Here is a 24,652-nt window from a genome sequence, read left to right as displayed (position 1 = left end):
GACGTACGGTTTATCCACCGATGAGCGCGATCACCAACTCCGGAGGACCGGCATCGACGATGCCGGTCCTCCGGCACGCCCATCGAGGGCTCCTGGTCGCCGCATGGGTTCTCGTCGCGGTGGTCGCCGTGATGGTCGTCGTCTCGTTCGTCCTGGACATCGCGGCACCCGACGACGGACCGGGCCACGAGATCGGACGCGGGTTCGGCGCCGTCTACACGTTGGCCGGTCTGGCCATCGCGGTCTGCGCGCTGGTCGCCGTACGCACGGACCCGCGTAACCGATTCGGCCCGGCGCTGCTCCCGGTCGCCGCGGTCTGGGCGCTGGACGGCCTCTCCCAGTCATACGTACGCTTCGCGGTCCGGCCCGAAGACGCGTACGACGGCGCCAACCTGGCGCTCTGGTACCTGATGCGGGTCGGCGCTGTGCTGCCCCTCGGTATCGCTGCGCTGTTGCTGATCTTCCCGACCGGGCGGTTCCTCGCGGGCTGGCTCGGCCGGCTGGGCATCGGGGCGTTCGTCGGCATGGTCGTCGGCGTCCTCATGGTGATCCTCGCCCCCGCCACCGACGCCCCTGACATCGCCAACCTTCCGCCGGAGATCGACTACAACTACCTGACCTCCTCCGCACTCGACGGAGCGGCCGGTGTGCTTCGGCCGTTAAGCGCGATCCTGATCGCAGCGGGGGGTCTGGTCGCGATGGCCACCGCGATCCTTCGCCACCGCCGCTCGACCGGTGCCGAACGTGACCAGATGCGCTGGCTCGTCTGGGCCGTGCTGGTGATGGCACTGACTCTGGCCATCACCACGGTCGCTGACCTCGGCTCCGCCATCGACTCGGTGATCGTCGCGGTCGCGGTGCTGCCAGTCGTGGCGATGACCGTCGGCGTGGTCCGCCCGACCGTGGTGCCGGTCGAGAACCTGCTGGTCCGCACCCTCGTGCTCGGACTGGTCGCACTGTGCCTGCTCGGGCTGGACCTTCTCGTGGTGGCGGTGCTCACCCGCATGCTCGGTGGCCTCGACGACCGCCAGCTGGTGACCGTCGTGCTGCTCGTGACCGCGCTCGGATACGGCCCGCTCCGGCGACGGCTCTACCGGCTCGTGCAGGCCTGGATCCTGGGCAGCCGTGGCAACCGGTACGACGTGGTGGCCGGGCTCGCCGCGAGCCTGGAGTCCATCGACGACGGGCCCGCCCAGTTCGGCGCGGTCGCCCAGGCTGTCGCTGACGCGTTCGGCGTCGACTACGTCTCCGTCGAGGTCGACCGGTCCGGTGGGGAGCGGCTGACGGCAACCCGCGGCGTGCGGCCTCGGGAAGTACGTACGCTTCCGATCACCTACCGCGACACGGTCGTGGGCCGGCTCGTGCTGCCGGCGCGCGGGCTGCGCAGCCGGCTGTCCGCGAAGGACGAGAGCCTGCTCGGCGACCTGATCCGCCAGGCGGCGACCGCGGCCCGCACCAGCAGCCTCGCCGAGGACCTTCAGGCCAGCCGGGAGCGCTTGGTGAACACCCGCGAGGAGGAGCGTCGCCGGATCCGCCGCGACCTGCACGACGGCCTCGGCCCTTCGTTGGCCGGCATCGTCTATCAGCTCGAGACCGCCCGGCTGCTGGTCGCCGACCAGCCCGAGCGGGTCGACGAGATGCTCACCCAGGTGGGCGACCAGGTGCAGGACACGGTTGCCGACATACGCCGGCTCGTGCACGAGCTGCGCCCGCCGGCGCTCGACGACCGCGGCCTGGTCGGCGCGATCCGGCAGCTCGCCGAGACCCAGCCGATCCCGATCGCGGTGGACGCCGGCGACCTCGGCACCATGTCCGCGGCCGTGGAGGTCGCGGCCTACCGGATCGTGGCCGAGTCGCTGACCAACGTGGTCCGGCATGCTGAAGCCGACTCGGCCCGCGTACGACTCGACGTCGCCGGCACCGAACTGGTCGTCGAGATCGCCGACGACGGCATCGGCATCGGCGAGGACGTGCAGGCCGGGGTCGGACTGCTCTCCATACGCGAACGTGCGGCCGAGCTCGGCGGCCGCGCCGACGTCGAGTGCCCCTCGTCGGGTGGGACCGTGGTGAGGGCGGTACTGCCCCTCGGGACAGCCGGAAAGGACGAGTCATGAGCGACGCGGACAACCTCAGCGTGGTCGTCGTCGACGACCACGCCATCGTGCGGGAAGGTCTCGTGGCGTTGTTGTCGGCCATGGACGGCACGCACGTGGTCGGCCAGGCCGCCGAGGCTGCCGAAGCGCTCACCCTGGTCGCCGCCGAGCAGCCCGACGTCGTGCTCATGGACATCCAGATGCCCGGGGAGCTGGACGGCATCGAGGCGACCCGGCGGATCACCGCCGAGCACCCAAACGTACGCGTCGTCATGCTCACCATGAGCGAGGACGACGACACCGTGGTCAGCGCGATCCGGGCTGGCGCGTCCGGCTACCTGCTCAAGGGCTCCGGCGGCGCGGAGGTGCTCGCTGCGGTCCGCACCGCGCACCAGGGCGGGATGGTGTTCGGGGCCAAGCTCGCGGGGCGTGTGGCCGACCTGTTCCAGAAGGCGGGCAGCACCACGTCCACGCCGCCGGCCCTGGCCGACCTGACGGAGCGCGAGCGCGAGATCCTCGACCTGCTCGCGGCCGGCGCCAGCAACGACGCCATCGCGCGCAAGTTGTTCGTGTCCAACAAGACGGTACGCAACACCGTCTCCGGGATCTACGCCAAGCTGCACGCCAACGGCCGCGCCGAGGCGATCGTCAAGGCGCGCGAGGCAGGCTTCGGCAAGAGCTAGCTGGCCAGGTGGTTGCCCAGGGCGTCGAGCAGACCCCGGCTGCCGGCCTCGCGGTTGGGCGCGTCGGCCCAGAACTGGTCGAAGAAGACGCCGTGCTCGACGTGCGTGAACCGGGTGCCCTCGTCGATCGGCTCGAACTCCAGCGACGCCACCGAGGTCGACATGTGGACCCCGTCGAGCCACATGTCGTACGTCGTGACGATGCGGACGTGCTCGACGATGTTGGTGTAGGTGGCCTCGTAGCGCGAGACGGGACCGTTGTGGAACTTTCCCTCGGCGACATCGCGCCCGCCGACGCGGAAGTCGAACACCCACTCGCGCTGCTCGATGGCGTCGCCGGCGCCCCACCAGGCCAGCTTCTGCTCCTCGTCGGCGAACGCGTCCCAGACGCGCTCGGTGGGAGCGGGGTAGTCGCGGGTCAGGGTGAAGTCGGCGCGGGCGAGGCGGCGTTCGATCGTCATGCGTACGTCCTATCGGTTCAGGTTGACGTGGATCGTGCCGCTCTCGGCCACTTCCGTCGTCACCGTGTGGGTGAGCTCGAAGCCGACCAGGTCGTCCCACAGCCGGTGACCCCGGCCCAGGAAGATCGGCGCGACCATGAGGTGCACGTCGTCGACCAAACCGGCGCGCAGGAAGTCGCGCGCCGTCCGGTACCCGCCGCCGATGCGTACGTCCCCACCTTCGGCAGCCTCAGTCGCCTCGGCGAGCGCGTCCTCGACGGTGGCGTTGCGGAAGTGGAACGTCGTCCCGCCCTCCATCGGGATCGACGGACGTGGCGCGCTGTGGGTGAGGACGTAGACCGGGGTGCTGAACGGCGGCTTGTCACCCCACCAGCCCTTCCAGTCCGGGTCGTCGGGGAACGAGTGCAGGCCGAACATGGCGGCGCCCATGATCTCGGAGCCGACGCCCTCGGAGAACGCGGCGGCGTACCGATCGTCGACGCCGGTCGTACCCTCGCCGCTGGTGTCACCGAAGACGTTCTTGCGGAACGTACGCGTGGCGGCGTACGCAGCCGTGATGCGTTCCCAGTCGGCGCCCATCGGGCTCTCGGGCGTGGGGTCGGAGGGCGTGTAGCCGTCCAGCGAGGTGAACAGGTCCATGCGTACGCGGGTCATGTCAGCGTCCCTTCGGGGAAGTGCGGGTCAGGTGGATGCCGAGCTGGTCGGCCTGGTGCTCGGCAGGAGTTCGTTGTTCGCCGAGCCACATGTGGAGCACGTCGAGGGCGCCCGGTCGCAGGCTCACGGTGCGGACGCGTCCGTGCTTCTGCGACGTGACGATGCCGGCGTCCTCGAGCACACGCAGGTGCTGCATGAGCGACGGCAACGCCATCGAGAACGGCGCCGCGAGCTCCGACACGACGGCCGGGGACTTCGCCAGCCGCTCCACGACGGCCCGACGCGTCGGATCCGCGAGAGCGCGGAGCACGGCGTCCAGCTCGTCGTAATACTTAGGCATACACCTAACTATTATGCACTGGCGGTGCTTCGTCAATTGCTCGACACGGATCACGCCGAGAGATACAAAGAATGTGGGGTCTCGTATGCGGAGGCATCATGCGGCAGCGGACGATTGCTGGAGTGGCTTTGGCGCTCTGCGTCGTCGCCGGATGCGGAGGAAACAGCGGAGGGGGTTCCGCCTCGGACTCGCCGAAGCCGGCTCCGCCGAAAGTGTCGACGACGATTCACGACGGAGATGTGCTGACGGCGGCCGTGCCGTGGAAGGCGGAGGCTGAGCCGGCTGGAAGCGACTCCATTGTGAAAGTCGCCTTCCTCATCGACGGCGAGCAGAAGTGGGTGGAGCGCGACGCGCCGTACTACTTCGACGACGACAACCAGGTGCTCCCGCCGTGGCTCCTGGGCAACGGACAACACGCGTTGGTCGTCCGGGCCACGACAGCCAAAGGTGCGAGCGCAAAGGTCGCGGCCAACGTCACCGTCGACGTCGACCTGGCGCAGAACCAGGCGATCGCCGGGACGTATCACCGGGTGGTGACCAAGGCTGACATCGAGCGCGCGCAGTCCTACCGCGTCGCGTCCAAGGGAGCGTTCGGTGACATCCCGCCGCCCGGCACATGGACGGTCGACATCGAGCCTGGCGGCAAGATCGTCGGCGTCGACCCGGCCGGCGACACCTCCAACCCCTTTGTGGAGCCGTACACGTTGAAGGGCAACCAACTGCGGCTGTACGGGCCTGCGGTCTGGGCGCAGCCCGATCCCACGACGCCCAACTTGTTCTGTGAACCAGAACGGTCCTCGGACTACACCTGGCACTTGTCTGGGTCATCACTCACCCTCACGCCGATCCAGAAGGTTTGCGCTGACCGCGACATCGTCTTCGCCGGCACCTGGACCCGCGCTGAATGACACTGCCCGGAACACGAGCTCCGGTGTCGTATTTGCCGTCGCCCGTTCGTGGCGTGAGTGAGAAGCGGCCACACCGCGCCGCCCGTAAGATTCCAATCCGTCGAATGACGGGTGAGAAGGGGACACGATGAGCAAGACCAGGGTGTTGATTTCAGGAGCAAGCATCGCGGGTCCGGCGCTGGCCCATTGGCTGCGCCGACGGGGCGCCGAGGTCACTGTCGTCGAGCAGTCGGACGGGCTGCGCCCGGGTGGGCAGGCGGTCGACGCGCGCGGGGTGGCCAAGGAGGTCATCCGGCGGATGGGGCTCGACGCCGCGATTCGGGCGGTGTGCACCGACACCGCCGGGGCGTACGTGGTGGATGCGGACGGGCGGGTGCTGGACACCCACCGCGCGGACGACAACGACGGCGACGGCTACATCTCCGAGATCGAGGTCCTGCGCGGAGACTTCTCCCAGGTGCTCTACGACGACACGCGCGATGGCGTCGAGTACATCTTCGGCGACCGGATCGCCGACCTCACCCAGGACGCCGACGGTGTTGACATCACCTTCGCAGGCGGAGACCAGCGGCGCTTCGAGCTGGTGATCGGCGCCGATGGGCTGCACTCGGCACTGCGGTCGATGGTCTTCGGGCCGCGCGAGCAGTACGTCCGTCACCTCGGGCTCGTGCTCGCTTTCTACAGCGTTCCCAACGAGTTCGGGCTGGATCGCTGGCTGATCGACTACCACGAGGCAGGCCGTTCGGCGGGTCTGCGGCCCATCCCCGACGCCGCCCGGGCGATCGCCATGCTCTCCTTCCCCTCCCCCGACTTCGACATCGACCACCGCGACATCGAAGCCCAGAAGCGCCTGCTGCGCGAGCAGATGGCCGGCGTCGGTTGGGAGACCTCGCGCATCCTTGCGCACCTCGACGACACCCCGGACTTCTATCTGGACCAGGTCGCGCAGGTCGTAATGGACCGCTGGTCCAACGGAAGGGTCGGGCTCCTCGGAGATGCCGCGTTCAGCGCGTCGCCGATGTCCGGCGCCGGCACCGGGCTCGCGCTGGTCGGCGCCTACATGCTGGCCGGCGAGCTCGCTGCTGCCGACTGGGATCCCGCGGCTGGGTTCGCCGCCTACGAAGAGCGGATGCGCTCGTACGTCGAGGACAACCAGGAGATCGGCCGGATGCACGTACAGATGCTCACCGCCGACCCAGAGGCCGAGCCGGGCCCGGAGCCCGACATGGAGGCCATCATGGCCCTCGTCGAGCGCGCTGTCGGCGGCCCCGAGCTGCCCGACTACGAAAGCGTGCCCGACCTCAACTCTGGGAGAGTGTGAGGCATGCAGCAGCCCTCGTCCGTCGTCGCCCGCTGGCTGGCCGCCGGTGATTCAGGTGATCTCGAGGCCTTCGATGACCTCCTGCACGCTGATGTCGTGGTCCATGCCCCGCGGGGGCTCTCCACGGAGGACCGCGAATCGGAGAAGCAGGTATGGCGCGAGGCGACGGCAGCCATGCCGGACCTTCGCCACGAGGTCCAGGAGGTCGTGACCCAAGGCAACGTGGAGATGGCGCGTGTCATCGTCACCGGGACTCTCCTCCACGACTTCGGCGGCGTCTCAGGAAAGGGCCGATCCTTTCGTATGGATCAGGCAGTCATCTGCCACCTCGACAACGGCAAGATCGCCGAAGCCTGGGAGATCGCCGACGTCGGCTCGTTGGTCGATCAGATGAGTTCCTGAGGGGACGGAGCTTCCGCCGCCAGCGTCAGGAAGCGAGGAGATCGAGTATCGCTCGTGTGCGGTCGCCGTCGTGGGTGTGAGTGATGAGTCCTTCGACCACGAGCACAGCCATATGCGTCCTGGCATCGAGATCCGATTCAGGTGCGCCTGCTTGCCTGAAACCCTCTTTCAGGACGGCATCGGCGAGGTCGTGAAACCGCCGGTGCCACGCATCGATGGGCGGTGAAGTGTCGGCGCGGGCATGGACCGCGGTCACCAGCTGGTGGTTGTCCCGCAGGCGCTGGACCACCCAGAGCAGCTGCTCGGCCAGCGGCTCGTCCTCCAATGCAGAAAGGTCGGTCAACGCCGCCCTCAGGAGCCGATCGACGACGCCTACCAGGAGCGTGTCCTTGTCCGGGAAGTACCAGTAGATGGTGTTGGCGGTGACGCCTGCTGAAGTCGCGATCGCCTTGAGTGAAGTTCCTTCGTACCCGAGCCGGGTGAACAGTTCCGTAGCCGCGTCGAGGATCTCTTCGCGTTTGGCTTCCGGGTCCTGGGGACGGCGGTTGCGGGGCATGCACCAAGCCTATCTTGACTGCCGATCAAGAAAGGCATACATTCCTCTTGATTGCTGATCAAGAACTGACCCGGAGGCCTCATGAATCCCACCGATCCGCGGTTCTCGCACATCGCGACCTCGTTCGACTCGCACGGGGTGTCCTGCGCGGCGACCGTCTTCCGTGCGGATCCCCGCCCCGCAGGACCAGTGCCGGTCATCGTGATGGCGCACGGCTTCGGATCGGTTCGTGCGTTGCGCCTGTATGCATACGCCGAGCGCTTCGCAGCAGCCGGATACACGGTGGTCGTGTTCGACTACCGGGGTTTCGGTGACAGCGACGGCGAGCCCCGACAGGTGCTGGACATCTCGATGCAGCACCAGGACTGGCGTTCCGCATTGGCCTTTGCGCGGACGCTTGAAGACGCAGACGTCGACCGCATCGTGGCCTGGGGCACGTCCTTCGCCGGTGGACATGTGCTCAGCCTCGCAAGCACGGGTGAGCCATTCGCAGCGGTCATTGCGCAGGTGCCTCACGTCAGTGGTCCGGCGGCCGTGCGCGCCACCGGGTTGACGGCTTCGGCGCGATTGCTGCCGGCGGCCGTTCGCGACCAGGTCAGCGCGCTGCGGGGACGCAAACCCGTGTACGTGGACCTGGTGGGCCAGCCGGGTACGACGGCTGTGATGACGTCACCGGATGCTGCTTCCGCTCTGCAGAAGCTCACCGACGACTCGGGGATCGAGCGCGGCGCCTACCGCGAGGACGTCGCCGCACGGATCGCCTTGAAGATCGGGTTCTACTCGCCAGGTCGCCGCGCCTCTCGCATCACCTGCCCGGCGCTCGTCCAGATCGCCCAACACGATGCGATCACACCGCGCTCGGTTGCCGAAAAGGCTGCCGCCCGGATACCGCAGTCAACCGTGCACCTGTACGACTGTGGGCACTTCGACCCCTACGTCGAACCGAACTTCAGCCGGGTCGTCGGCGACCAGCTCGCGTTCCTACAGGCACACGTCCCGATCTCGCCTGGCGCCTAGTCAAGCTGGGCTAGAAGCTGAGTCGCGGTTGGTCATAGCGAGTCGGCGCCCCAGCCCCGAACTCGAGGCCGAAGAACGTACCTGCTGGTCCGGTGTGCGGGCCCGCCACGAAGCGAAGGACGGTCCCGTCGCGATCCGGCACATCCATCGCGACGCCGAACTCGGCTCGGTCCTGAATGTCTTCGTGCGCGATGCCCAGCTCGTCACACCTGGCGGCGACCGTCAACATCTGCTCAGGAGTGCTGACCTCGAAGGCGCAGACGTCGAAGCCATCCAACACCGGCGTGCTCGCGCAGTACTCGCGCTGGCGCAGGCCGATCACGAAGCCCGCAGCATGGTCAGCGAGCACGACTCCCCGAACCGCAGAGTCCTCGTAGAACTCGGCCGCGAGCTCGAGGCCGAACAGGTCGGCATACCAACGAGCGCTGCGGGCCAGATCGCTGACCGGGAGCTTGATCTGGCGCACGCCGGCAATCGGGAGCTTCATGTCCTGCAGCATGCCGCAGCCAACGACGCAGCGCATCAAACACGCGGCGATGGCGCGGACTGGAGCCCTAGAGCTCCCGCTTGCGGACAGACGGAAGCGGCTGGCTGAGAGCCGGGATGATGATCGCTGCCGCGAGGAGGTGTGCGCCCACGAGGACGGCTGTCGTCGCGAGGTGATCGGGCAGTGCGATCGGCGGAATGAGCGACAGACCGGTCGCAGCCACGGTCACCGCGACGAACCGTCTGCGGTCGCCCAGGAGGCGGGCCAAGACGACTCCCAGCGCCGCGCCGATGACGGTCCACATCGCGAACCCCGCGATCGGGATCGCTGCCCCGTCCACTTCGAGATCGACATCGGCAGCGCGCGCGATCGTGGCTGTCGCGGTGGTGACAATGGCCGCAGCTGCGCCGGCGACGGCACCGCGCCTAATGAGGAGGAGCGTGCTTGGTTGCGACGCGCGCACTGCCTGCTCGCCGTACTTCGCCCCCGAGGTGCTCATCGAGGTGCTCCCGTGACCGCGGCGTCGAGATGCCGGACCAGCTTCGCCAGCCACGGCTCATCCTCGTCGGGACCGAAGGGCGTCGGACCCCAACCGGCCACCATCTCGGCGAAGAACTCGTGCTCCCATTCCGCTCCGCTTCCGTACGAGCTGGACACGACACGCAGTACACAGCTGCCGCCGGACGCTGCTTCGATGAGGAACTCGGTGGCGATCGGGCCCACCGCCGACAGGTCCTCGTCGGTGATCTCGTGGTCAGCGACCTCGACCACCCACTCGCGCATGTCCTCTGTCATTGGCCACGACTCTTCGTACGCGAATCGCTGGTTCGGTGTGTAGCCGGTGACGACGCCGGTTGATTCGAGTCCGCCGTGGTCAAAGAAGACCTCGCCACCGACGCGTGGGTCCAGGCGGGTCGGGACCATCCAGGCGGAGATCCCGTCGGCGGTCGCGATCGCCTGCCACACCTGTTCGGGGGTGGCGGCGAGCTCGACGGTGGTCTCGGCTCGGTGCTCGAAGCGGTGTTCTTGGTCGGGCTCTTTGTGGTCTGTCACGATGACTCCTCTGGTCGGGGATAGGACGAAACGGTCAGACGATGGGGGCGCCCGTCGTCGTGGTGGTACTTGGCAGCCAGCCCGGCGATCGCCGACTGCAGCTCGGCCGCGAACGCGGCTCGGTCGTCAGGTGACCGGAAGCCGATGACCATGTCGACGGTCAGAGTCGGCAGGCGGGTTCCGGGCGCCACGCTGGTCGCGATCGCCCCGACCTCCGACACCGTCCGAGCGTTCACCGCGATCAGGTAGGCGGCGGACAGCTGGTCGGCGACCTGCTTGGGGTCGGCTGCGGTGTCCTGCAGGACGTTCGGAGCGACGAAGAGGAGGCGGGCCGAACGCTGCACGTAGCGCTCGGTGATGCCGCCCCAGGTGCGTTCGCCGGCCGGCTCCACCAGACCGTGCGCTTCCAGCGCCTTGAGGTGATAGTTCACCTTCTGACGCGTCAGGCCGACCGTCGCTGCGATCGAGGCCGCTGACCCTGGTTCGGCCAGAGCGTCGAGGATCGCTGCGCGGATGGGGTCGAGCGCCACCTCCACGACGGCTGCGTCCTTGAGTACTTGTACGTCCTGCATGACGCCAACCGTAGGCCTTGACAAATAAACTTGTCAAGGCGGTCGACAGCGCAGTTCCGCTCCCGGAGAGGCAGAGCATTCGTCATGCCGCCACGTACGCGGTCGAAGTAGCAGCTGGATGCGCCAGACCGTTCCAGACCTGTCGCTCTCGCTTCATGTGCGCGAGGTTCTGTGGTCTGGAAGTGGCACCCTCCCGCCCGGATGGTCCTCCGGATGGGTCATACTACGAACTTGTCGGGCTCGACAGAGGCTGGCTTCGCGGACGTGGTGTAGTTGCAGCACGCTTCCCTTCCAGGGAATGGGTCGAGGTTCAAATCCTCGCGTCCGCTCCATATGCCGGCTACGGTTGTCCGCGATCGGTGTGGCCAGGGCGATGCGCGGTTCCACGCCAGGGACGATCGCGAGCGACACCACCTGACTCCATTGGCCCTTGTACCCGCAGCCACGCTCGGTTCCGGCTCGCAGCACTTCACCCTCCGGCGCAGAAGTTGGGTTTCAGCTCTATCGTGCTGAAAAGAACTGACTCGGACGAGCCCGAATACCCGGGTATAGCCTGAAATTCCTTCGATGACTGGAGTCGGCGATGGGCGAGCAGACCGAGACCGCGATTCTTGCCGGCGGTTGCGCCTGGGTCATGCAGCAGCTGCTGCGCCAGCCCGAAGGCGTCATCTCCACTCGGACAGGTTTCATGGGCGGCAAGACCGAGAACCCGACCGAGGAGGACGACGGCGGTCATGCCGAGGTCGTCGAAGTCGTGTTCGATCCTGAACACCTTTCGTACCGAGGGCTGCTCGAGGTGTTCTTCCAGGTTCACCGCCCCGACCTCGATGAGGACATCGTCGGTTCGCTCTATCGCTCCGAGATTTTCTGCACCAGCCCGGAGCAGCGGACGGTCGCCGAGCAGATGATCCGCGACGTGGACGCGTCAGGCCATTGGCCGGGCAGGACCGTGACCAAGGTCAGCGAGGCTTCGGTGTTCTGGGAGATGGGCCCTGAGGATCAGGACTACCTCCTGCGGTTCCCCACCGGCTGCAAGCCCCCGTTTCCCCCGCAGGCCGACACTAAGGTCGTCATGGACGAACGCTGATGACCGTCTTCCCGTTGCGTCGCTCGGTCGAGTTGAAGGCGGCAACGGCATCGTTGAGGGACGCCGTGGTGCCGATGTTGGTCCGCAGCCGTCCATCCCGGACCCGCTGAACGATCTCGCCGAGCTGGGTGCGGTCGGACTCGACGACGAAGTCGACCGCCAAGCCGTCAGTGGGCCGCGCCTCGACCGGCCCGACAGCGGACACCAGCACTCCTCCAGCGCGGACCAGACCTGCGGACCGCTCCTGGATCTCGCCGCCGATCAGATCGAAGACCAGATCAACTCCCCCGACGTCTTCGAGGGTCTCGTTGTCGAGGTCGACGAATTCTTGTGCGCCGAAGTCGAGGGCCTTCTCACGGTCGGCGGTGCGCCCGGTCCCGATCACGTAGGCACCTGCCTCGCGCGCGAGTTGCGTCACCATGGTCCCGACTGCGCCGGCCGCACCGTGCGCGAGGACGCTCTGCCCCGCCCGAAGGTGGCCGTGCTGGAACAGTCCTTGCCACGCGGTCAGCCCTGAGATGGGCAGGGACGCGCCCACCGAGAAGGCGACGTCGGCAGGCAGCGGCGCGAGGTTGCGCGCCTCGATGGCCACATACTCTGCCAAGGTCCCGTCACGGTGCCAGTCGGCGAGGCCGAACACCCTCTGACCTACCGACAGCCCGGTCGTGCCATAGCCGAGCGCGGTGACCACTCCGGCCAGCTCGTGTCCGGGGATCGATGGTGTTCGGTCGCGGTTGGCTCGGTCGGTCCAGGTCGAGGGCCATTCCAGCTCGGTCGAGACAAACCCCGACGCATGAATCTCAACGACGACGTCGTTGATTGCTGGCTCCGGCCTGGGCCGGTCGATCAGCGTCATCCCGGCCGTTCCGGCCGCTTGGTCAGTCACCACGATCGCTTTCATCGGTTCGTCTCCTCTGTTCTTGTTCATGCGTACTCCTACAAAATGGGCTATGCAACCCATTTAATCCAGAGAAGGAATGGGTTGTCAAGCCCACTATTGCTAGGATGGTGTCCATGCCGCACACCGCAGACACAGTTGGCTCCGGACCGAAGCTGACGCGCAAGGGGCAGGCGACCCGCGAACGTATCCTCGAGAGCGCCGCCGAGCTGATCTACCGCCACGGGGTCCAGGGCACAAGCAACGACGCCCTCCGACGCGCGGCTGGTGTGAGCGGGTCTCAGCTCGCGCACTACTTCCCCGACAAGGAAAGCCTGGTGCGCGCGACCCTGGCCTGGCGGGCCGAGTCGATGATGGGACTCCGCAACGATCCCCCGCGCGGTCCGCTCGACAGCATGGCCGCACTCCGCGCCTGGGCCGACAGCTACGTGAGCAGGCCAGAGGTCGTGGCAGGTGGCTGCAGCTTCGGATCTCTGGCCGCCGAGGTCCTCAAGTCAGACCTGGACGTGAGCGACGCCATCGCCGAAGGCTTCGCCCGCTGGCGGGCACAGTTCCGCGACGGCTTGACTGCCATGCGCGATCGCGGACAGTTGCGACCCGATGCCGACCTCGACCAGCTCGCCACCTCGCTGATGGCCGCCTTCCAGGGCGGACTTCTACTCACCCAAGCCGCACGAGATGTCCAACCGCTGCGCGAGGCCCTCGACGCCGCACTCACCTACGTCGCGTCCCACACCACCGACGGCGCCGACTGACGTCTGTACGCGTACCTCCCGACGACTGGTGCGCGCGCGTCGGGCGGGACAAGCACTGAGACTCGTACTCCGGACCTGATCCCAACGGGCTCTGGCATTTTCCTGCTCGGAGGAGTAGAGCGGAAACTACCGGCGGTGCCGGCCGGGCACTGCCCCATCCCAGAGAGGAGTGGGCCGTGTACGCACGCTCCACCACGTTGAAAGGAACGCCCGCCAACGTCGACGCGGGTATTGCGTTCGTCAAGGACGAGGTCTGGCCGATGCTCGGGCAGATCGAAGGCTGTCGCGGCATCTCGATGCTGGTCGACCGCGACACCGGGCACTGCATTGTCACCAGTTCATGGGAGAGCGAGGAGACCATGCGCGCCAGCGACGAGCAGCTACGCCCGCACCGTGAGCGCGGCAAGGACATCCTCGGCGGCTCGATGGAGGTCGACGAGTGGGAGATCGCCGTCATGCACCGCAACCACCACGGCGAGTGCTGCCGAGTCAGCTGGCTCAAGGGCGACCTCGACTCCATGGCCGAGACGTTCCGGGTAAGTCTCCTTCCCCAGCTCGAGCAGACTGATGGTTTCTGCAGCGCCAGCCTGCTGATGAACCGTTCGTCCGGCATGGGTTGCGCCACCACGACATGGGAGAGTCGCGAGGCGATGGAGACCAGCCGCATGGCGGCCGACGACATGCGCCAGAGGGCTGCGAGCGAGTCAGGAGGCGAGATCGTCGACGTGCACGAGTTCGAGCTCGCGTACGCGCACCTGCACGTCCCCGAGATGGCGTGACCATCTTCCACACCGGCCCGACCGAGCCCGTTCCCTCGCGGACTCGGTCGTAGCCCGCCCCGCGCTCAGGCTGTCGAAACGCTGGCGCGGCGGCGGGTGGTGTGGAGGACCGCGAGTACGGCGGTGGCGCCGATGAAGCAGGCAATCGCGTAGAGACCGCAGCCGATCGGGGTCCCGCCGCTGGTGATGCCGTCCTTCGCATCGAGGAACTCCGGGAGGGCGGTCACCCAGAGCAGTGCCATGACGGCGAGGTAGACGGCCGGGTAGATGCGCGCGAACGGCGTCATCGGCTCGAACTCGTGGCGGCGGCGCAGGTGGGTGACCAGGATCCACACCCCGGCGAGCCAGATCAGGGCGAGCTCGATCCCGAGGACCCAGGCCTGCGCGGTCACGTTGGGAGTGTCGCCGCCGAAGATGCTCGACGGGATGCCGAACAGGCTCATCGCCGGAGGAGCCAGCACGCCGGCGAGCACGATGCGCCAGGTCAGCGACCAGCCGCGGCGCGACTCGCCACCGTCGGTGTCCCCTGAGCTTGTCGAAGGGCCGGTCAGGCGTACGACGAGGTAGGTCATCACGCCGAACGAGACCGAGGCGAACAGCACCATGCTGTTCATCGGCACGGACGCGAGCGCGGGATGGTTGACGTCCTGGTTGGCGTCGTTCCACGCCCACCACTTCAGCTGCGGGCCGAGCTGGTCGAAGATCTCGTAGAAGACCTGGCAGACGAACGCGACGGCTACCGATCCCAGGAGTGCGCCGCGGCGGAAGATGCCCAGCACCCGCACCAGCTCGTACGCCAGCTGGGTCAGCGCCGGGTAGATCGCGATGATGTAGAGCGGCAGCCGGTCCCACATGAACTGCACCGTGAAGATGTTGTGGGCGAAGATGAAGCCGAACTGCCTGTCGAGGCCGAACCACTCCGGGAAGTACAGCGGCGGCTCGGTGACGAACAGATAGACCAGCGGCGCGAACCACATCGCCAGGTTGATGGGGTCGCCGTCGCGGAACCGGCGTATGGCGTGCACGAGCGCGAACATCGCTCCGGCGATGATCAGCAGCTCGAGGACCGGCATCGTCCAGCTGGCCAGGTCGAACGGGTTGTGCACCGAGATGACCGGGCTGACGTCATGACAGTCGAAGCCCAGCTGCCGGGTGACCTGCTCGGCCGCGTCGTCGCAGGTCGCGCTCATGCGAGCGCTTCTTGGCGTGTCTCTGCCCCCGGGGTCCAGTCCTTGCCGGGCGGCTCGAGCTGGGAGTCGAAGCCGTACGGGAACGTGAGCCGGCCCAGCTTCGCCCGGACCTTGAATCGCAGCATCGCCCACAGCACTCGCGGGTTGCGCATCATGTCGCCGATCGACTCGTCGAGGTTGAAGACGCGGGCGAAGTGCTCGTCGACGACCGGATACTCCCGCGAGGCGCCGGTGATGAGGTTGAACATCGGCCACGTCATCGCCGCGAGGATCCGGCGTTGCCACGCGGGCACCGTCTCGGTGCCGGTCGCGCACTCATAACCCCGGTCGCGGGCCATCGCCATGCCCCAGGCCACCTTGAGGTTCTTGCGCTGAGCGGCCAGGAGTTGCTTGGCGAACGTCTCGTCGATCGCCGTCGCCGACCGGAGCGCGTCGCGCAAGAGCACGGCTGACATCGCGGCGGCGCTCATGCCCTGGCCGTAGAACGGGTTGAACCCGCAGATGGCGTCGCCGACGAACGCGATGCCCTGGGGCGGCGCAGGCAGGCGGTCGTAGCGGCGCCACTTGTTGCCGGTCGAACGGGTCAGGTGCACCTCCGACGTCGGCGTGGACGCGGCCATCGCGGCGGCGAACTGCGGCGTCCGCAGGCGCTCGGCCGACGCCGTGAAGTCCTCGACGGTGCGCGGCATGTCGATGCCCCACGACCCCATGCAGGCGATCGAGCGGTTGCCCTCCATCGGGAAGAAGTTGACCAGGAACTCGTGCTCCGGCGGGTGCTCGCCCTTGTCCTGCGTCGGCATGATCACCATGTGCTGCCACCACCAGGACTCTGACCGCTCCTCCGGTGCCGGCAGGTCGTACCACCGCGAGACGTATGTGACCTTGGCGTCGAGCGTCTTGACCGGCGTCTCGGGCCAGCCGGCCGCGACGAGCCAGTCGGAGATCGACGAGCCGCGGCCCATGGCGTCGACCACCAGGTCGGCAGCGATCTGCTCGTCACCGTCGGCTGCCGAGAACCTGACGCCGGTGACCCGGCCCTGCGGCGTACCGCCATCGACGGTGTCGATCCCGTTGACCGACGCGCCCTCGCGGATCGTGACGTTGGGCAGCCGCCGCACCTTGTCGCGCAGGACCCGCTCGATGAGGATCCGGGAGCCGTAGACCATGTCGAGCGCACCCTGCTTGCGCGGCGTCCAGCCGGGACCCTCGAGGTATGCGGTGTCCATCGACGCCGTCAGGTGCAGGCCGCCGGCGGCGATCAGGTCCTCCTCGAACCCCGGGAACAGGTCGTTGACCGCGCGGCGGCCCGAGTTGAGCAGGAAGTGCGGGTGCTTGCTCTGCGGCACGCCGCGTCGGTGCCGGGCATCCGGCGGCAGCTCGTCGCGCTCGAGCACGACGACCGCGTCGAAGTACGGAGCCAGCGCACCGGCGGAGCACAGCCCTGCCACGCTGCCGCCAAGAACGACGGCTGTACGGCCCAACGTCATTCAGACTCCTAGTCGGCTGTGCGGTAACGCCCGCGGTGGAACAGCAGCGGCTTGTCCGCATCGCCGTGACCCAGGTCCTCGACCCGGCCGATCACGAGGTAGTGGTCGCCGGCCTCGTGGACGTCTCGCACCGTGCAGTCGACCCAGCCGACGGTGCCGTCGATCAATGGCATCCCGTTGCTCGTCGGCTGCCACGTGACGTCGGCGAACTTGTCGTCGGCCAGCGACGCGAAGGTGTTGGACACGTCGGCCTGATCGGCGGCGAGGAAGTTGACGCAGAACCGCCGGGACTTGCGGATCGCTGCGAAGGCGCGGGAGGTCTTCATCGGCAGGAACGCGACGAGCGGCGGGTCGAGCGAGACGCTGGTGAAGGACTGGCAGGTCATACCGACCGGCACACTATCCAGCACGGTGGTGACCACCGTGACGCCGCTGGCGTACTGGCCGAGCACGTCCCGGTATGCCCGGGCGGCGGCTTGCGCAGCGTCGCCGTCGATCTCGACGATCTCGCCGGGCCGCCAGGCGAACACCTCGTGCGTGCCGCCGAGGTAGGACTCGATCAGCTCGCGGGACGGCCAGGACGCCGCGGCGTCCGGGCTCATGCCCTCGGGGAGCTCTGCGTCGGTCACGGAGTCCACGACTAGCCCGACTGACCGAACGCGTGACCCCAGTACGACACCGCGGTCGACTCGCGGGCCACCCAGCGCTTGTCATCGACGGTGAGCCCCTCGCAGCCGAACTCGATGTCGAAGCCGCCCGGCGAGCGTACGTAGAACGACACCATCTCGTCGTTCATGTGCCGGCCGAGGGTCGCCGACAACGGGGCCTGGTGCTTGCGCACGCGCTCGAGGGCACGGCCGACGTCGTCGAGCTTCTCGACCTCGAACATGATGTGCACGCAGCGGCTGGGGTTGGGCATCGGCAGGAATGCCAGCGAATGGTGCCGGGGGTTGACGCCGAGGAAGCGGAGCCAGACCTTCGAGCCCGGCTCCTTGCCGACGAACTCGCCCGGCATCGACATCGAGTCGCGCAGTCGGAAGCCCAGCACGTCGCGATAGAAGCGCAGGGCCTCGACGTCGTCGTCGACGGGTATCACGACGTGGCCCATCCCCTGGTCGCCGGTGACGAACTTCGCCGCGTACGGGGTCACGACCGGTCGCGACTCGTAGGTGATGCCGTGGAACAGCTCAAAGACGTTGTCGAACGGGTCGGTGAACCGGATCATCTCCTGGACCCGGCGCTCGGCCAGCTCCTCGGGGGTGCCCTCGACGAAGTCGACGCCGGCCTTGGTCAGGTGCTCGCGGGCGCCCTGCAGCGCGTCGTGGTCGGCGAGCTCCCAGCCGACGCACTCCAACCGGTCGTGGTCGGACGGGAACACGATGAGGCGAGCGGAAACCTCGTCGATGCGGAAGTAGAGGTTCTCTTCGGTCGGCCCGCGACCCTCGGCGAGGCCGAGCACCTTGGAGCCGAAGTGGCGCCACGCCTCGAGGTCGGTGGAAGCGACCCGTGCATAGCCCATCGAGCGGATGTCGATCGTCATGAGCGCTTCCTTTCAACGTGGCGGGCGAGGTATGCCGTGCAGACCTCGCGGAACTCCTCGGCCGCCTCTATCTGTGCCCAGTGCCCGCAGTTGGGGAACACATGCAGCGATGCCTTCGGGATCATCTTGAGCCCGACGAACGCGCCGTCGAGCGGGTTGACCCGGTCCTCGCGTCCCCACGTCAGCAGGGTCGGCCGGCGCAGCAGGTGGGCGTCGCGCCACAGCAGTCCGTCCTCATAACTGTCGGGGTTCCAGAACGACATGCCCATCGACTGCAGCGCCTCCATCGAGCCCGGCGCGGTCGCATCGGCATACCGCTCCTCGACCAGCTCGTCGGTGACGAGGTCCTGGTTGACGACCATGGTGGAGATGAATGCGCGCAGCGCCTCCTTGGACGGAGCGGCGGAGAAGTCCATCAGCCGCTTGACGCCCTCGGTCGGGTCGGCGTGGAACAGGTTGAGGCTCAGCCCGCCGGGGCCCATCAGCACGAGCCGGCCGACGCGCTCGGGATAGAGCAGGGCGAAGCGCATCGCGGTGCCGCCGCCCAGGCTGTTGCCGAGCAGGTGGATGCGGTCGATGCCCAGCTCGTCGAGCAGCAGCTTGACCGCCTCGGCGGCGAACCGGAAGTAGTTGCCGACGACCGGGGGCTTGTCGCTCTGCCCGAAGCCGGGCTGGTCGACGAGGAGCGTACGGAAGTCCTCGGCGAAGCCGGGCAGCGCCGAGCCGAAGTTGGACCACGCCGATGCTCCGGGTCCACCGCCGTGCAGCATGACGAGCGGCAGGCCGCCACCGACGACGGTCGGCTCACCCGCCTCGTAGTAGTTGAGTGTCAGGTCGCCGGCCTTGGCGGACCGCCGAGTCGACTCGCGATCAAGGCCAGCCATCAGTACATTCCCGGGTCGACCTTGTGACCGAACTCCGCCATGCCGTACATCTGCAGCGCGCGCTCGGGATCGTTCGCCGCGTGAACCCGGCCGGCATGCGCATCGCGCCAGGCCCGCTGGAGGTAGGTGCCCTCGGCCAGCGCGCGGCCACCGGACGCCTCGAAGAGGTCGTCGATCGCGTCGATCGATCGCTGGGTGCCGAGCACCTGGTCCCGGCGGACCTTGAGGCGCAGCGAGATCGGGATCTTCTCGCCCTTGGCGACGAGCGCCTGCTCCTCGCGGATGTTGGCCATTGTCAGGGCCCACGCCGCATCGATCTCGCTGCCGGCACGCGCGATGCGTACGGCGGCGAAGGGATCGGAGGACGCCTTCTCGCCGAGGTATGCCGCACGTACGCGCTTCTGCTGCATCTCGACGTGCTCGGCGTACGCACCGCGGGCCATGCCGATGATCGGCGTGCTGATCGTCGTGGTGAACAAGGAGTGGAACGGCAGCTTGTAGAGGTCGCCGGGGTTCTGCTCCTGGCCGGGGCCGAAGCAGCGGCCGGTGTCGCCCATCGAGAGGGTGAACTCCTCGGGGATGAACGTCTCCTCGACCACGATGTCGTTGGACCCGGTGCCGGAGAGGCCGACGACGTTCCAGACGTCGACGACCTCGTACTTCTCGCGCGGCACCAGGAACGTCTTGAAGTCGACAATCTGGCCTTCGGCGTTGGACACCAGTCCGCCGAGCAGCACCCAGGTCGCATGCGCCGAGCCCGACGAGAAGCTCCACCGGCCCTGCAGCATGTAGCCACCGTCAGCGACGGCAGCCTTGCCGGTCGGCGCGTACGACGAGCTCAACCGGGTGGAGGTGTCGTCGCCCCATACGGCCTGCTGGGCGGTGTCGTGGAACAGCGCGACCTGCCACGGGTGGACGCCGAGGACCGAGGAGATCCAGCCGGTCGAGCCGCACGCCGACGCGATGAGGCTGACGGCGGTGTAGAAGTCGATCGGATCGCCCTCGAGGCCGTCGAAGCGCCGGGGCTGCAGCAGTCGGAAGAACCCGGTCTCCTCGAGCTCCTTGACCGAAGCATCGGGAACCTGACGCAGTCGCTCAGTCTCGTCCGCGCGCTCGCGAAACGAGGGCAGGAGGTCCCGAACGCCATCCAGCACAGCTTGAGTCATCACAGCTCCTTGAAGATCCGATGCCTCAATACTAGAACACGTTCTAGTAGTACGTCTATCCGGACGGCAGGGCGCCTAGCAGCAGGGCATCCCGGCGGACCGTAGCCAGAACCGGACGCGGAGCCTATCGTCGGTAGTCACGAGGGGTGGCTGAATTCACACACGACCTCGGGGTCTGGGGACGTACGAACCAATCCACACCCGAAGGAGAACCATCATGTATGTGATGGCCGTTAACCACGACGTCCAGGACTACGAGACCTGGAAGAGCGTCTTCGACACCTTCCCGCCCGCCAACGGCGCTAGGTTCCACCGTGTCAACCGCAACATCGAGGACGGCAACAACGTCACCGTCGTTGCGGGTTTCGACACGGCGGAAGCTGCCCAGCAGTTCCGTGACGACCCCCAGCTCAAGGAGGCCATGGAAAGATCCGGAGTCGTCGGCGCCCCTCGCGTCGAGATCTTCGAAGAGGTCGAGTCGGTCCAGCACTAAACAGAGCTACAAACCGGTTTGCTCGGGTCGAACCCTGCCAGACTGACGCGCATGACAGCCAACACTGACCGCGCGGCGGCATTCCTCGCTCTGCACCAGCCCGGTGCCGGCTTCGTACTGCCGAACGCCTGGGACGCCGGATCGGCACGGATGCTGGAGCAGGTCGGCTTCTCCGCGATCGCGACCACCAGTGCCGGCATTGCGTTCAGCCTCGGTCGCGCCGACGGGCAGATGGCTGGACCCGAGATGCTCGACTGCATCGCCACGATCGCTGAGGCCGTCGAGTGCCCGGTGAGCGCCGACCTCGAGTCCGGCTACGGCGCCACCGCCGACCAGGTTGCCGACACGGTCGCTGCGGCCGTCGCGATCGGCGTGGTCGGCGGCAACCTGGAGGATGCGAACCCGCCCGGCGAGCTGCTGCCGGTCGAGGCTGCGCGCGAACGGCTGGAGGCCGCACGGGGCAGCGCACCCACCGGCTCGTTCGTGCTGAACGCCCGTACCGATCCCTACATGGTCGGGCACCCGGACCCGTTCGCCGAGACGGTCCGGCGGGCTGAACAGTACGTCGCTGCCGGGGCGGACTGCATCTTCGTGCCCGGCGTCAGCGCTGCCGAGGAGATCGGGCGCCTGACCGCCGAGATCGACGCGCCCGTCAACGTGGTGGCCGGGCTGGTCGAGCCGGTGCTCGATGCCGCCACCCTGCGCGACCTGGGAGTCGCGAGGATCAGCATCGGCGGCACCCTGACTCGCGCCGCGCTCAGCCTGATTGATCGGGCAGGGCGGGAGATGCTCGAGCACGGGACCTTCGGCTGGGCCGACGGAGCCATCTCCTACGGCGAGTTCCAGCAGCGGTTCAGCCGCTAGCCGGCACCGCTCCCGCCAAGATGTGGCGGCACATCAACCGTTCCGCACCCCTTGCGGCTCAGAAACGGTTGATATCCGGCCAAATCTTGGTCGATGCGTCTAGCTAGGCGTTTGCGTCGGCTTTTGCCTTGAGCATCAGGGCGATGTCGATCAGTTGGTCTTCCTGGCCGCCGATCAGCTTGCGGCGGCCGGCCTCGAGCAGGATCTTCGCGCCCGAGACGTCGTAGCGCTCCGCGGCGTTGCCGGCGTGCTTGAGGAACGAGGAGTAGACGCCGGCGTAGCCCATCATCAGCGTCATCCGGTTGAGCGTGCACTCCTCCGGCATCGCCGGGCGTACGACGTCCTCGGCGGCATCGACGATCTGCAGGAAGTCGACGCCGGTCTTCCAGCCGAGCTTGTCGGCGACGCCGATGAACGCCTCGAGCGGCGTGTTGCCGGCACCGGCGCCGAACCGGCGTACGGACCCGTCGATCTGGGTCGCGCCGGCGCGAGCGGCGATGACGGTGTTGGCGACGCCGAGGCCGAGGTTCTCGTGACCGTGGAATCCGACGGTCGCCTCGTGACCGATCTCGGCGACCAGAGCCGACACGCGATCGGCAACGCCTTCCATGACAAGCGCACCGGCGGAGTCGACGACGTACACGCACTGGCAGCCGGCGTCGACCATGATGCGGGCCTGCTTGGCCAGCACCTCGGGCGACTGGGTGTGGCTCATCATCAGGAAGCCGACGGTCTCCAGGCCGAGCTCACGGGCGAGGCCGAAGTGCTGCCCCGACGTGTCTGCCTCGGTGCAGTGCGTTGCGATGCGACAGATCTGTCCGCCGTTGTCCTGGGCGGCACGGATGTCGTCCTTGGTGCCGACGCCCGGGAGCATGAGGAACGCGATGCGAGCGGTCTTCGCCGTCTCGGCGGCGAGCTTGATGAGCTCCTGCTCGGGCGTCTTGGAGAACCCGTAGTTGAACGACGATCCGCCGAGGCCGTCACCGTGCGTCACCTCGATGACCGGTATGCCCGCAGCGTCGAGCGCGCCGACGATGTCGCGTACCTCCTGCGGCACGAACTGGTGGCGCTTGTGGTGCGAGCCGTCGCGCAGGCAGGTGTCGGTCAGCCGCAGGTCGAGGTCGCTCGCCGAGTCGGTCTGCGACCACGTACGAGCGAGGGCGTCGACAGAGGCGTCGAGGCCGGATACGGGAGGGGTGCTCATCGGAGGATCTCCTTCGCGATCGACTCGCCGACTCGGGTGGCGGCGGCGGTCATGATGTCGAGGTTGCCGGCGTACGGCGGGAGGTAGTCGCCGGCGCCTTCGACCTCGACGAAGATGCTGACCTTGGTCAGGCCCATCGTGGCTTCGGCGGCGTCGTCGAACTGCGGGTCCTGCAGCAGCCGATAGCCGGGCACGTACTCCTGCACCTGCTGTGCCATGCGTACGACGGACTCGGAGATCGCGTCGCGGTCGGCGTCGGCGGCGACACCGCAGAAGATCGTGTCGCGCATGATCATCGGCGGCTCGGCGGGGTTGAGGATGATGATCGCCTTGCCGCGCTCCGCACCGCCGATCGTCTCGACGCCGGCGCTGGTCGTGCGGGTGAACTCGTCAATGTTGGCGCGCGTGCCGGGTCCGGCGGAGGCGCTGGAGACGGAGGCGACGATCTCGGCGTACGGCACCGGAGCCACGCGCGAGACGGCGTAGACCATCGGGATCGTGGCCTGGCCGCCACACGTGATCATGTTGACGTTGTCGGCGGTGAGGTGCTCCTCGCCGTTGACCGGCGGGATGACGGCTGGGCCGACAGCGGCCGGGGTCAGGTCGATCGCGCGGATGCCGGCCTCAGCGTAGCGCGGCGCGTACTCACGGTGGACGTACGCGGAGGTGGCCTCGAAGATCAGCTCGGGCAGCTCGTCCTGCTTGAGCAGCCAGTCGACTCCCTCGTGAGAGGCCTCGACCCCGCGATCGCGGGCGAGCTTCAGGCCCTCCGATGCCGGGTCGACGCCGATCATCCAGCGTGGCTCGATCGAGTCGCTGCGCAGCAGCTTGTAGAGCAGGTCGGTGCCGATGTTGCCCGGACCGACGATGGCTGCGGTGACTTTGTTGCTCATTCTCACTCCTCGAAGGAGACGGTCAGGGGCGCGAACCCGCTGATGGATGCCGTCACGCGGTCGCCCGCGGCGAACGGCACGAAGGGGCCCAGGGCCCCGGACAGGATCAGGTGTCCGGCGCGCAGCGGATCGCCGAAGCGTGCGGCCTGCACGGCGAGCCATCGCAGGGCCTCCAGCGGGTCGCCCAGGCAGGCGGCTCCGGTGCCGGCCGAGCGCTCCTCGCCGTTGATGGTCAGGCTCATCACGACGTCGCGCGGCTCGATCTCCGTCAGCGGGAGCCCCACGTCGCCGATGACATAGAGGCCGCTCGACGCGTTGTCGGCGACGGTGTCGGTGAACTCGATGTCCCAGCCGTCGATGCGCGAGTCGACGATCTCCAGCGCAGGCAGCGCCACGTCGACGGCCTCGCGGACCAGGTCGATCGTGATCTGCTCCTCGGGCACGTCGATGTCGCGGGCCAGCCGGAAGGCGACCTCCGCCTCCACCCGGGGCTGCAGGAGGGTGCGCATCGAGATCGGAGTGCCGTCGGTGCCGTGGCTGACATCCATGTCGCTGAGCAGATAGCCGAAGTCGGGCTGGTCCACGCCGAGCTGCTTCTGAACGGCCTCGGAGGTGGCGCCGATCTTGCGTCCGACGACGGTCACGCCGGCCGCCAGCCGCTTCTGCACCAGGCCCTGCTGCACCGCGTACGCCGCAGGCAGATCGTCGGTCCCGATCAGATCGCGAACCGCCGCGCACGGCACCCGGGTCTCCAGGGCCTGCGCGAGCCGCTCGGTGGCCGCGGCGATGGCGGCAGGATCAGCCTTGGTGGAGAACACAACGCCATACTAGAACCTGTTACAGTTTTGCGGTAGTTCACCCCGAC

The 24,652-nt window shown here is 67.8% G+C and carries 29 protein-coding genes and 1 tRNA gene; 12 read left to right on the top strand and 18 right to left on the bottom strand.

Annotated elements, in window-relative coordinates; genetic code table 11:
* Nucleotides 1-20: 20 nt before the first annotated feature.
* Both AC1DVU_RS06090 and AC1DVU_RS06085 read left to right on the top strand, forming a co-directional pair.
* Entirely contained in the window at nt 21-2,114 is a 2,094-nt protein-coding gene (locus AC1DVU_RS06090) for a sensor histidine kinase (RefSeq protein WP_476921524.1), read from the top strand.
* Nucleotides 2,111-2,776 carry a response regulator gene (locus AC1DVU_RS06085; RefSeq protein WP_476921523.1) on the top strand — a complete coding sequence of 222 codons (666 nt, stop codon included), beginning with the start codon at nt 2,111-2,113 and terminating at the stop codon, nt 2,774-2,776. The genes AC1DVU_RS06090 and AC1DVU_RS06085 overlap by 4 nt, the downstream gene beginning before the upstream one ends.
* Here the strand turns inward: AC1DVU_RS06085 and AC1DVU_RS06080 are convergent.
* From AC1DVU_RS06080 to AC1DVU_RS06070, 3 genes are read right to left on the bottom strand one after another with little or no spacing between them, the layout of a single operon-like run.
* Entirely contained in the window at nt 2,773-3,237 is a 465-nt protein-coding gene (locus AC1DVU_RS06080) for an SRPBCC domain-containing protein (protein WP_476921522.1), read from the bottom strand. The two genes, AC1DVU_RS06085 and AC1DVU_RS06080, sit on opposite strands and share 4 nt — an antisense overlap.
* 9 nt (nt 3,238-3,246) lie before the next feature.
* Complete coding sequence (locus tag AC1DVU_RS06075) at nt 3,247-3,891, bottom strand: dihydrofolate reductase family protein (RefSeq protein ID WP_476921521.1); 645 nt, start codon at nt 3,889-3,891, stop codon at nt 3,247-3,249.
* A gap of 1 nt (nt 3,892) precedes the next feature.
* Nucleotides 3,893-4,231 carry an ArsR/SmtB family transcription factor gene (locus AC1DVU_RS06070; protein WP_476921520.1) on the bottom strand — a complete coding sequence of 113 codons (339 nt, stop codon included), beginning with the start codon at nt 4,229-4,231 and terminating at the stop codon, nt 3,893-3,895.
* Nucleotides 4,232-4,443: 212 nt separating this feature from the next.
* Here AC1DVU_RS06070 and AC1DVU_RS06065 point away from each other — a divergent pair, with 212 nt between their 5' ends.
* The 3 genes from AC1DVU_RS06065 to AC1DVU_RS06055 all read left to right on the top strand — a co-directional run bounded on the left by AC1DVU_RS06065 (nt 4,444) and on the right by AC1DVU_RS06055 (nt 6,862).
* Nucleotides 4,444-5,139, top strand: a complete 696-nt coding sequence (locus AC1DVU_RS06065; protein WP_476921519.1) for a hypothetical protein — start codon at nt 4,444-4,446, stop codon at nt 5,137-5,139.
* Nucleotides 5,140-5,266: 127 nt separating this feature from the next.
* Nucleotides 5,267-6,460 (top strand): FAD-dependent monooxygenase, encoded by a 1,194-nt coding sequence (locus AC1DVU_RS06060; RefSeq protein WP_476921518.1) that lies wholly within the window; start codon nt 5,267-5,269, stop codon nt 6,458-6,460.
* A gap of 3 nt (nt 6,461-6,463) precedes the next feature.
* Nucleotides 6,464-6,862: an ester cyclase gene (locus tag AC1DVU_RS06055; RefSeq protein ID WP_476921517.1), complete on the top strand. Its 399-nt coding sequence runs from the start codon at nt 6,464-6,466 to the stop codon at nt 6,860-6,862.
* Between the two features lie 25 nt (nt 6,863-6,887).
* Here AC1DVU_RS06055 and AC1DVU_RS06050 read toward each other — a convergent pair whose 3' ends face one another.
* The gene (locus tag AC1DVU_RS06050; RefSeq protein WP_476921516.1) at nt 6,888-7,418 is read right to left on the bottom strand and encodes a TetR/AcrR family transcriptional regulator; all 531 of its coding nucleotides are present in this window, start codon (nt 7,416-7,418) and stop codon (nt 6,888-6,890) included.
* 81 nt (nt 7,419-7,499) lie between these two features.
* Between AC1DVU_RS06050 and AC1DVU_RS06045 the strand changes: the two genes are divergently transcribed.
* The gene (locus AC1DVU_RS06045) at nt 7,500-8,435 is read left to right on the top strand and encodes an alpha/beta hydrolase (protein ID WP_476921515.1); all 936 of its coding nucleotides are present in this window, start codon (nt 7,500-7,502) and stop codon (nt 8,433-8,435) included.
* Nucleotides 8,436-8,445: 10 nt separating this feature from the next.
* Here AC1DVU_RS06045 and AC1DVU_RS06040 read toward each other — a convergent pair whose 3' ends face one another.
* The 4 genes from AC1DVU_RS06040 to AC1DVU_RS06025 all read right to left on the bottom strand — a co-directional run bounded on the left by AC1DVU_RS06040 (nt 8,446) and on the right by AC1DVU_RS06025 (nt 10,547).
* The gene (locus AC1DVU_RS06040) at nt 8,446-8,922 is read right to left on the bottom strand and encodes a VOC family protein (RefSeq protein ID WP_476921514.1); all 477 of its coding nucleotides are present in this window, start codon (nt 8,920-8,922) and stop codon (nt 8,446-8,448) included.
* A 67-nt stretch (nt 8,923-8,989) separates the two neighbouring features.
* Nucleotides 8,990-9,421, bottom strand: a complete 432-nt coding sequence (locus tag AC1DVU_RS06035; RefSeq protein ID WP_476921513.1) for a DUF6069 family protein — start codon at nt 9,419-9,421, stop codon at nt 8,990-8,992.
* A complete protein-coding gene (locus tag AC1DVU_RS06030; RefSeq protein WP_476921512.1) occupies nt 9,418-9,975 on the bottom strand; it encodes an SRPBCC family protein in 558 nt (185 codons plus the stop codon). Before AC1DVU_RS06030 ends, AC1DVU_RS06035 begins: the two co-directional genes overlap by 4 nt.
* Nucleotides 9,972-10,547, bottom strand: coding sequence for an ArsR/SmtB family transcription factor (locus tag AC1DVU_RS06025; protein ID WP_476921511.1), 576 nt, complete (start codon nt 10,545-10,547; stop codon nt 9,972-9,974). Before AC1DVU_RS06025 ends, AC1DVU_RS06030 begins: the two co-directional genes overlap by 4 nt.
* Before the next feature lie 258 nt (nt 10,548-10,805).
* Between AC1DVU_RS06025 and AC1DVU_RS06020 the strand changes: the two genes are divergently transcribed.
* Together AC1DVU_RS06020 and AC1DVU_RS06015 are read left to right on the top strand one after the other, a co-directional pair.
* Nucleotides 10,806-10,879: transfer RNA gene (locus AC1DVU_RS06020), tRNA-Gly, on the top strand.
* A 251-nt stretch (nt 10,880-11,130) separates the two neighbouring features.
* The gene (locus AC1DVU_RS06015; protein ID WP_476921510.1) at nt 11,131-11,634 is read left to right on the top strand and encodes a peptide-methionine (S)-S-oxide reductase MsrA; all 504 of its coding nucleotides are present in this window, start codon (nt 11,131-11,133) and stop codon (nt 11,632-11,634) included.
* On the opposite strand, the gene AC1DVU_RS06010 is transcribed toward AC1DVU_RS06015, so the two are convergent.
* Complete coding sequence (locus AC1DVU_RS06010; protein ID WP_476921509.1) at nt 11,618-12,562, bottom strand: NADP-dependent oxidoreductase; 945 nt, start codon at nt 12,560-12,562, stop codon at nt 11,618-11,620. The two genes, AC1DVU_RS06015 and AC1DVU_RS06010, sit on opposite strands and share 17 nt — an antisense overlap.
* 86 nt (nt 12,563-12,648) lie before the next feature.
* Here AC1DVU_RS06010 and AC1DVU_RS06005 point away from each other — a divergent pair, with 86 nt between their 5' ends.
* Both AC1DVU_RS06005 and AC1DVU_RS06000 read left to right on the top strand, forming a co-directional pair.
* Nucleotides 12,649-13,287 (top strand): TetR/AcrR family transcriptional regulator, encoded by a 639-nt coding sequence (locus AC1DVU_RS06005; RefSeq protein WP_476921508.1) that lies wholly within the window; start codon nt 12,649-12,651, stop codon nt 13,285-13,287.
* Nucleotides 13,288-13,463: 176 nt separating this feature from the next.
* Nucleotides 13,464-14,066, top strand: a complete 603-nt coding sequence (locus AC1DVU_RS06000) for a hypothetical protein (RefSeq protein ID WP_476921507.1) — start codon at nt 13,464-13,466, stop codon at nt 14,064-14,066.
* A gap of 65 nt (nt 14,067-14,131) precedes the next feature.
* Here AC1DVU_RS06000 and AC1DVU_RS05995 read toward each other — a convergent pair whose 3' ends face one another.
* Genes AC1DVU_RS05995 through hsaA form a run of 6 tightly spaced genes read right to left on the bottom strand, consistent with a single transcriptional unit; the run spans nt 14,132 to nt 20,333 of the window.
* Nucleotides 14,132-15,256: a hypothetical protein gene (locus tag AC1DVU_RS05995; RefSeq protein WP_476921506.1), complete on the bottom strand. Its 1,125-nt coding sequence runs from the start codon at nt 15,254-15,256 to the stop codon at nt 14,132-14,134.
* Entirely contained in the window at nt 15,253-16,743 is a 1,491-nt protein-coding gene (locus AC1DVU_RS05990; RefSeq protein ID WP_476921505.1) for an FAD-dependent oxidoreductase, read from the bottom strand. The genes AC1DVU_RS05995 and AC1DVU_RS05990 overlap by 4 nt, the downstream gene beginning before the upstream one ends.
* An 8-nt stretch (nt 16,744-16,751) precedes the next feature.
* Nucleotides 16,752-17,372 (bottom strand): flavin reductase family protein, encoded by a 621-nt coding sequence (locus AC1DVU_RS05985; RefSeq protein ID WP_476921504.1) that lies wholly within the window; start codon nt 17,370-17,372, stop codon nt 16,752-16,754.
* Nucleotides 17,373-17,383: 11 nt separating this feature from the next.
* Nucleotides 17,384-18,283 carry an iron-dependent extradiol dioxygenase HsaC gene (hsaC, locus tag AC1DVU_RS05980; RefSeq protein ID WP_476921503.1) on the bottom strand — a complete coding sequence of 300 codons (900 nt, stop codon included), beginning with the start codon at nt 18,281-18,283 and terminating at the stop codon, nt 17,384-17,386.
* Nucleotides 18,280-19,167: a 4,5:9,10-diseco-3-hydroxy-5,9,17-trioxoandrosta-1(10),2-diene-4-oate hydrolase gene (gene hsaD, locus AC1DVU_RS05975; RefSeq protein WP_476921502.1), complete on the bottom strand. Its 888-nt coding sequence runs from the start codon at nt 19,165-19,167 to the stop codon at nt 18,280-18,282. The genes hsaC and hsaD overlap by 4 nt, the downstream gene beginning before the upstream one ends.
* Complete coding sequence (hsaA, locus tag AC1DVU_RS05970) at nt 19,167-20,333, bottom strand: 3-hydroxy-9,10-secoandrosta-1,3,5(10)-triene-9,17-dione monooxygenase oxygenase subunit (protein ID WP_476921501.1); 1,167 nt, start codon at nt 20,331-20,333, stop codon at nt 19,167-19,169. Before hsaA ends, hsaD begins: the two co-directional genes overlap by 1 nt.
* A 226-nt stretch (nt 20,334-20,559) precedes the next feature.
* On the opposite strand from hsaA, the gene AC1DVU_RS05965 reads away from it, so the two are divergent.
* Both AC1DVU_RS05965 and AC1DVU_RS05960 read left to right on the top strand, forming a co-directional pair.
* Nucleotides 20,560-20,826, top strand: coding sequence for a hypothetical protein (locus AC1DVU_RS05965; RefSeq protein WP_476921500.1), 267 nt, complete (start codon nt 20,560-20,562; stop codon nt 20,824-20,826).
* 51 nt (nt 20,827-20,877) lie between these two features.
* Nucleotides 20,878-21,690 (top strand): isocitrate lyase/PEP mutase family protein, encoded by an 813-nt coding sequence (locus AC1DVU_RS05960; protein ID WP_476921499.1) that lies wholly within the window; start codon nt 20,878-20,880, stop codon nt 21,688-21,690.
* Between the two features lie 103 nt (nt 21,691-21,793).
* On the opposite strand, the gene dmpG is transcribed toward AC1DVU_RS05960, so the two are convergent.
* Genes dmpG through AC1DVU_RS05945 form a run of 3 tightly spaced genes read right to left on the bottom strand, consistent with a single transcriptional unit; the run spans nt 21,794 to nt 24,605 of the window.
* Nucleotides 21,794-22,894: a 4-hydroxy-2-oxovalerate aldolase gene (gene dmpG / locus AC1DVU_RS05955; RefSeq protein ID WP_476921498.1), complete on the bottom strand. Its 1,101-nt coding sequence runs from the start codon at nt 22,892-22,894 to the stop codon at nt 21,794-21,796.
* Nucleotides 22,891-23,787 (bottom strand): acetaldehyde dehydrogenase (acetylating), encoded by an 897-nt coding sequence (locus AC1DVU_RS05950; protein WP_476921497.1) that lies wholly within the window; start codon nt 23,785-23,787, stop codon nt 22,891-22,893. The genes dmpG and AC1DVU_RS05950 overlap by 4 nt, the downstream gene beginning before the upstream one ends.
* Before the next feature lie 2 nt (nt 23,788-23,789).
* Nucleotides 23,790-24,605, bottom strand: coding sequence for a 2-keto-4-pentenoate hydratase (locus AC1DVU_RS05945; RefSeq protein WP_476921496.1), 816 nt, complete (start codon nt 24,603-24,605; stop codon nt 23,790-23,792).
* Nucleotides 24,606-24,652: the final 47 nt, after the last annotated feature.

Source organism: Aeromicrobium sp. P2_G6 (genome assembly GCF_056403535.1).
The sequence above is the reverse complement of the archived record's forward strand: the minus strand, read 5'-3'. Positions and strand labels throughout refer to the sequence as shown.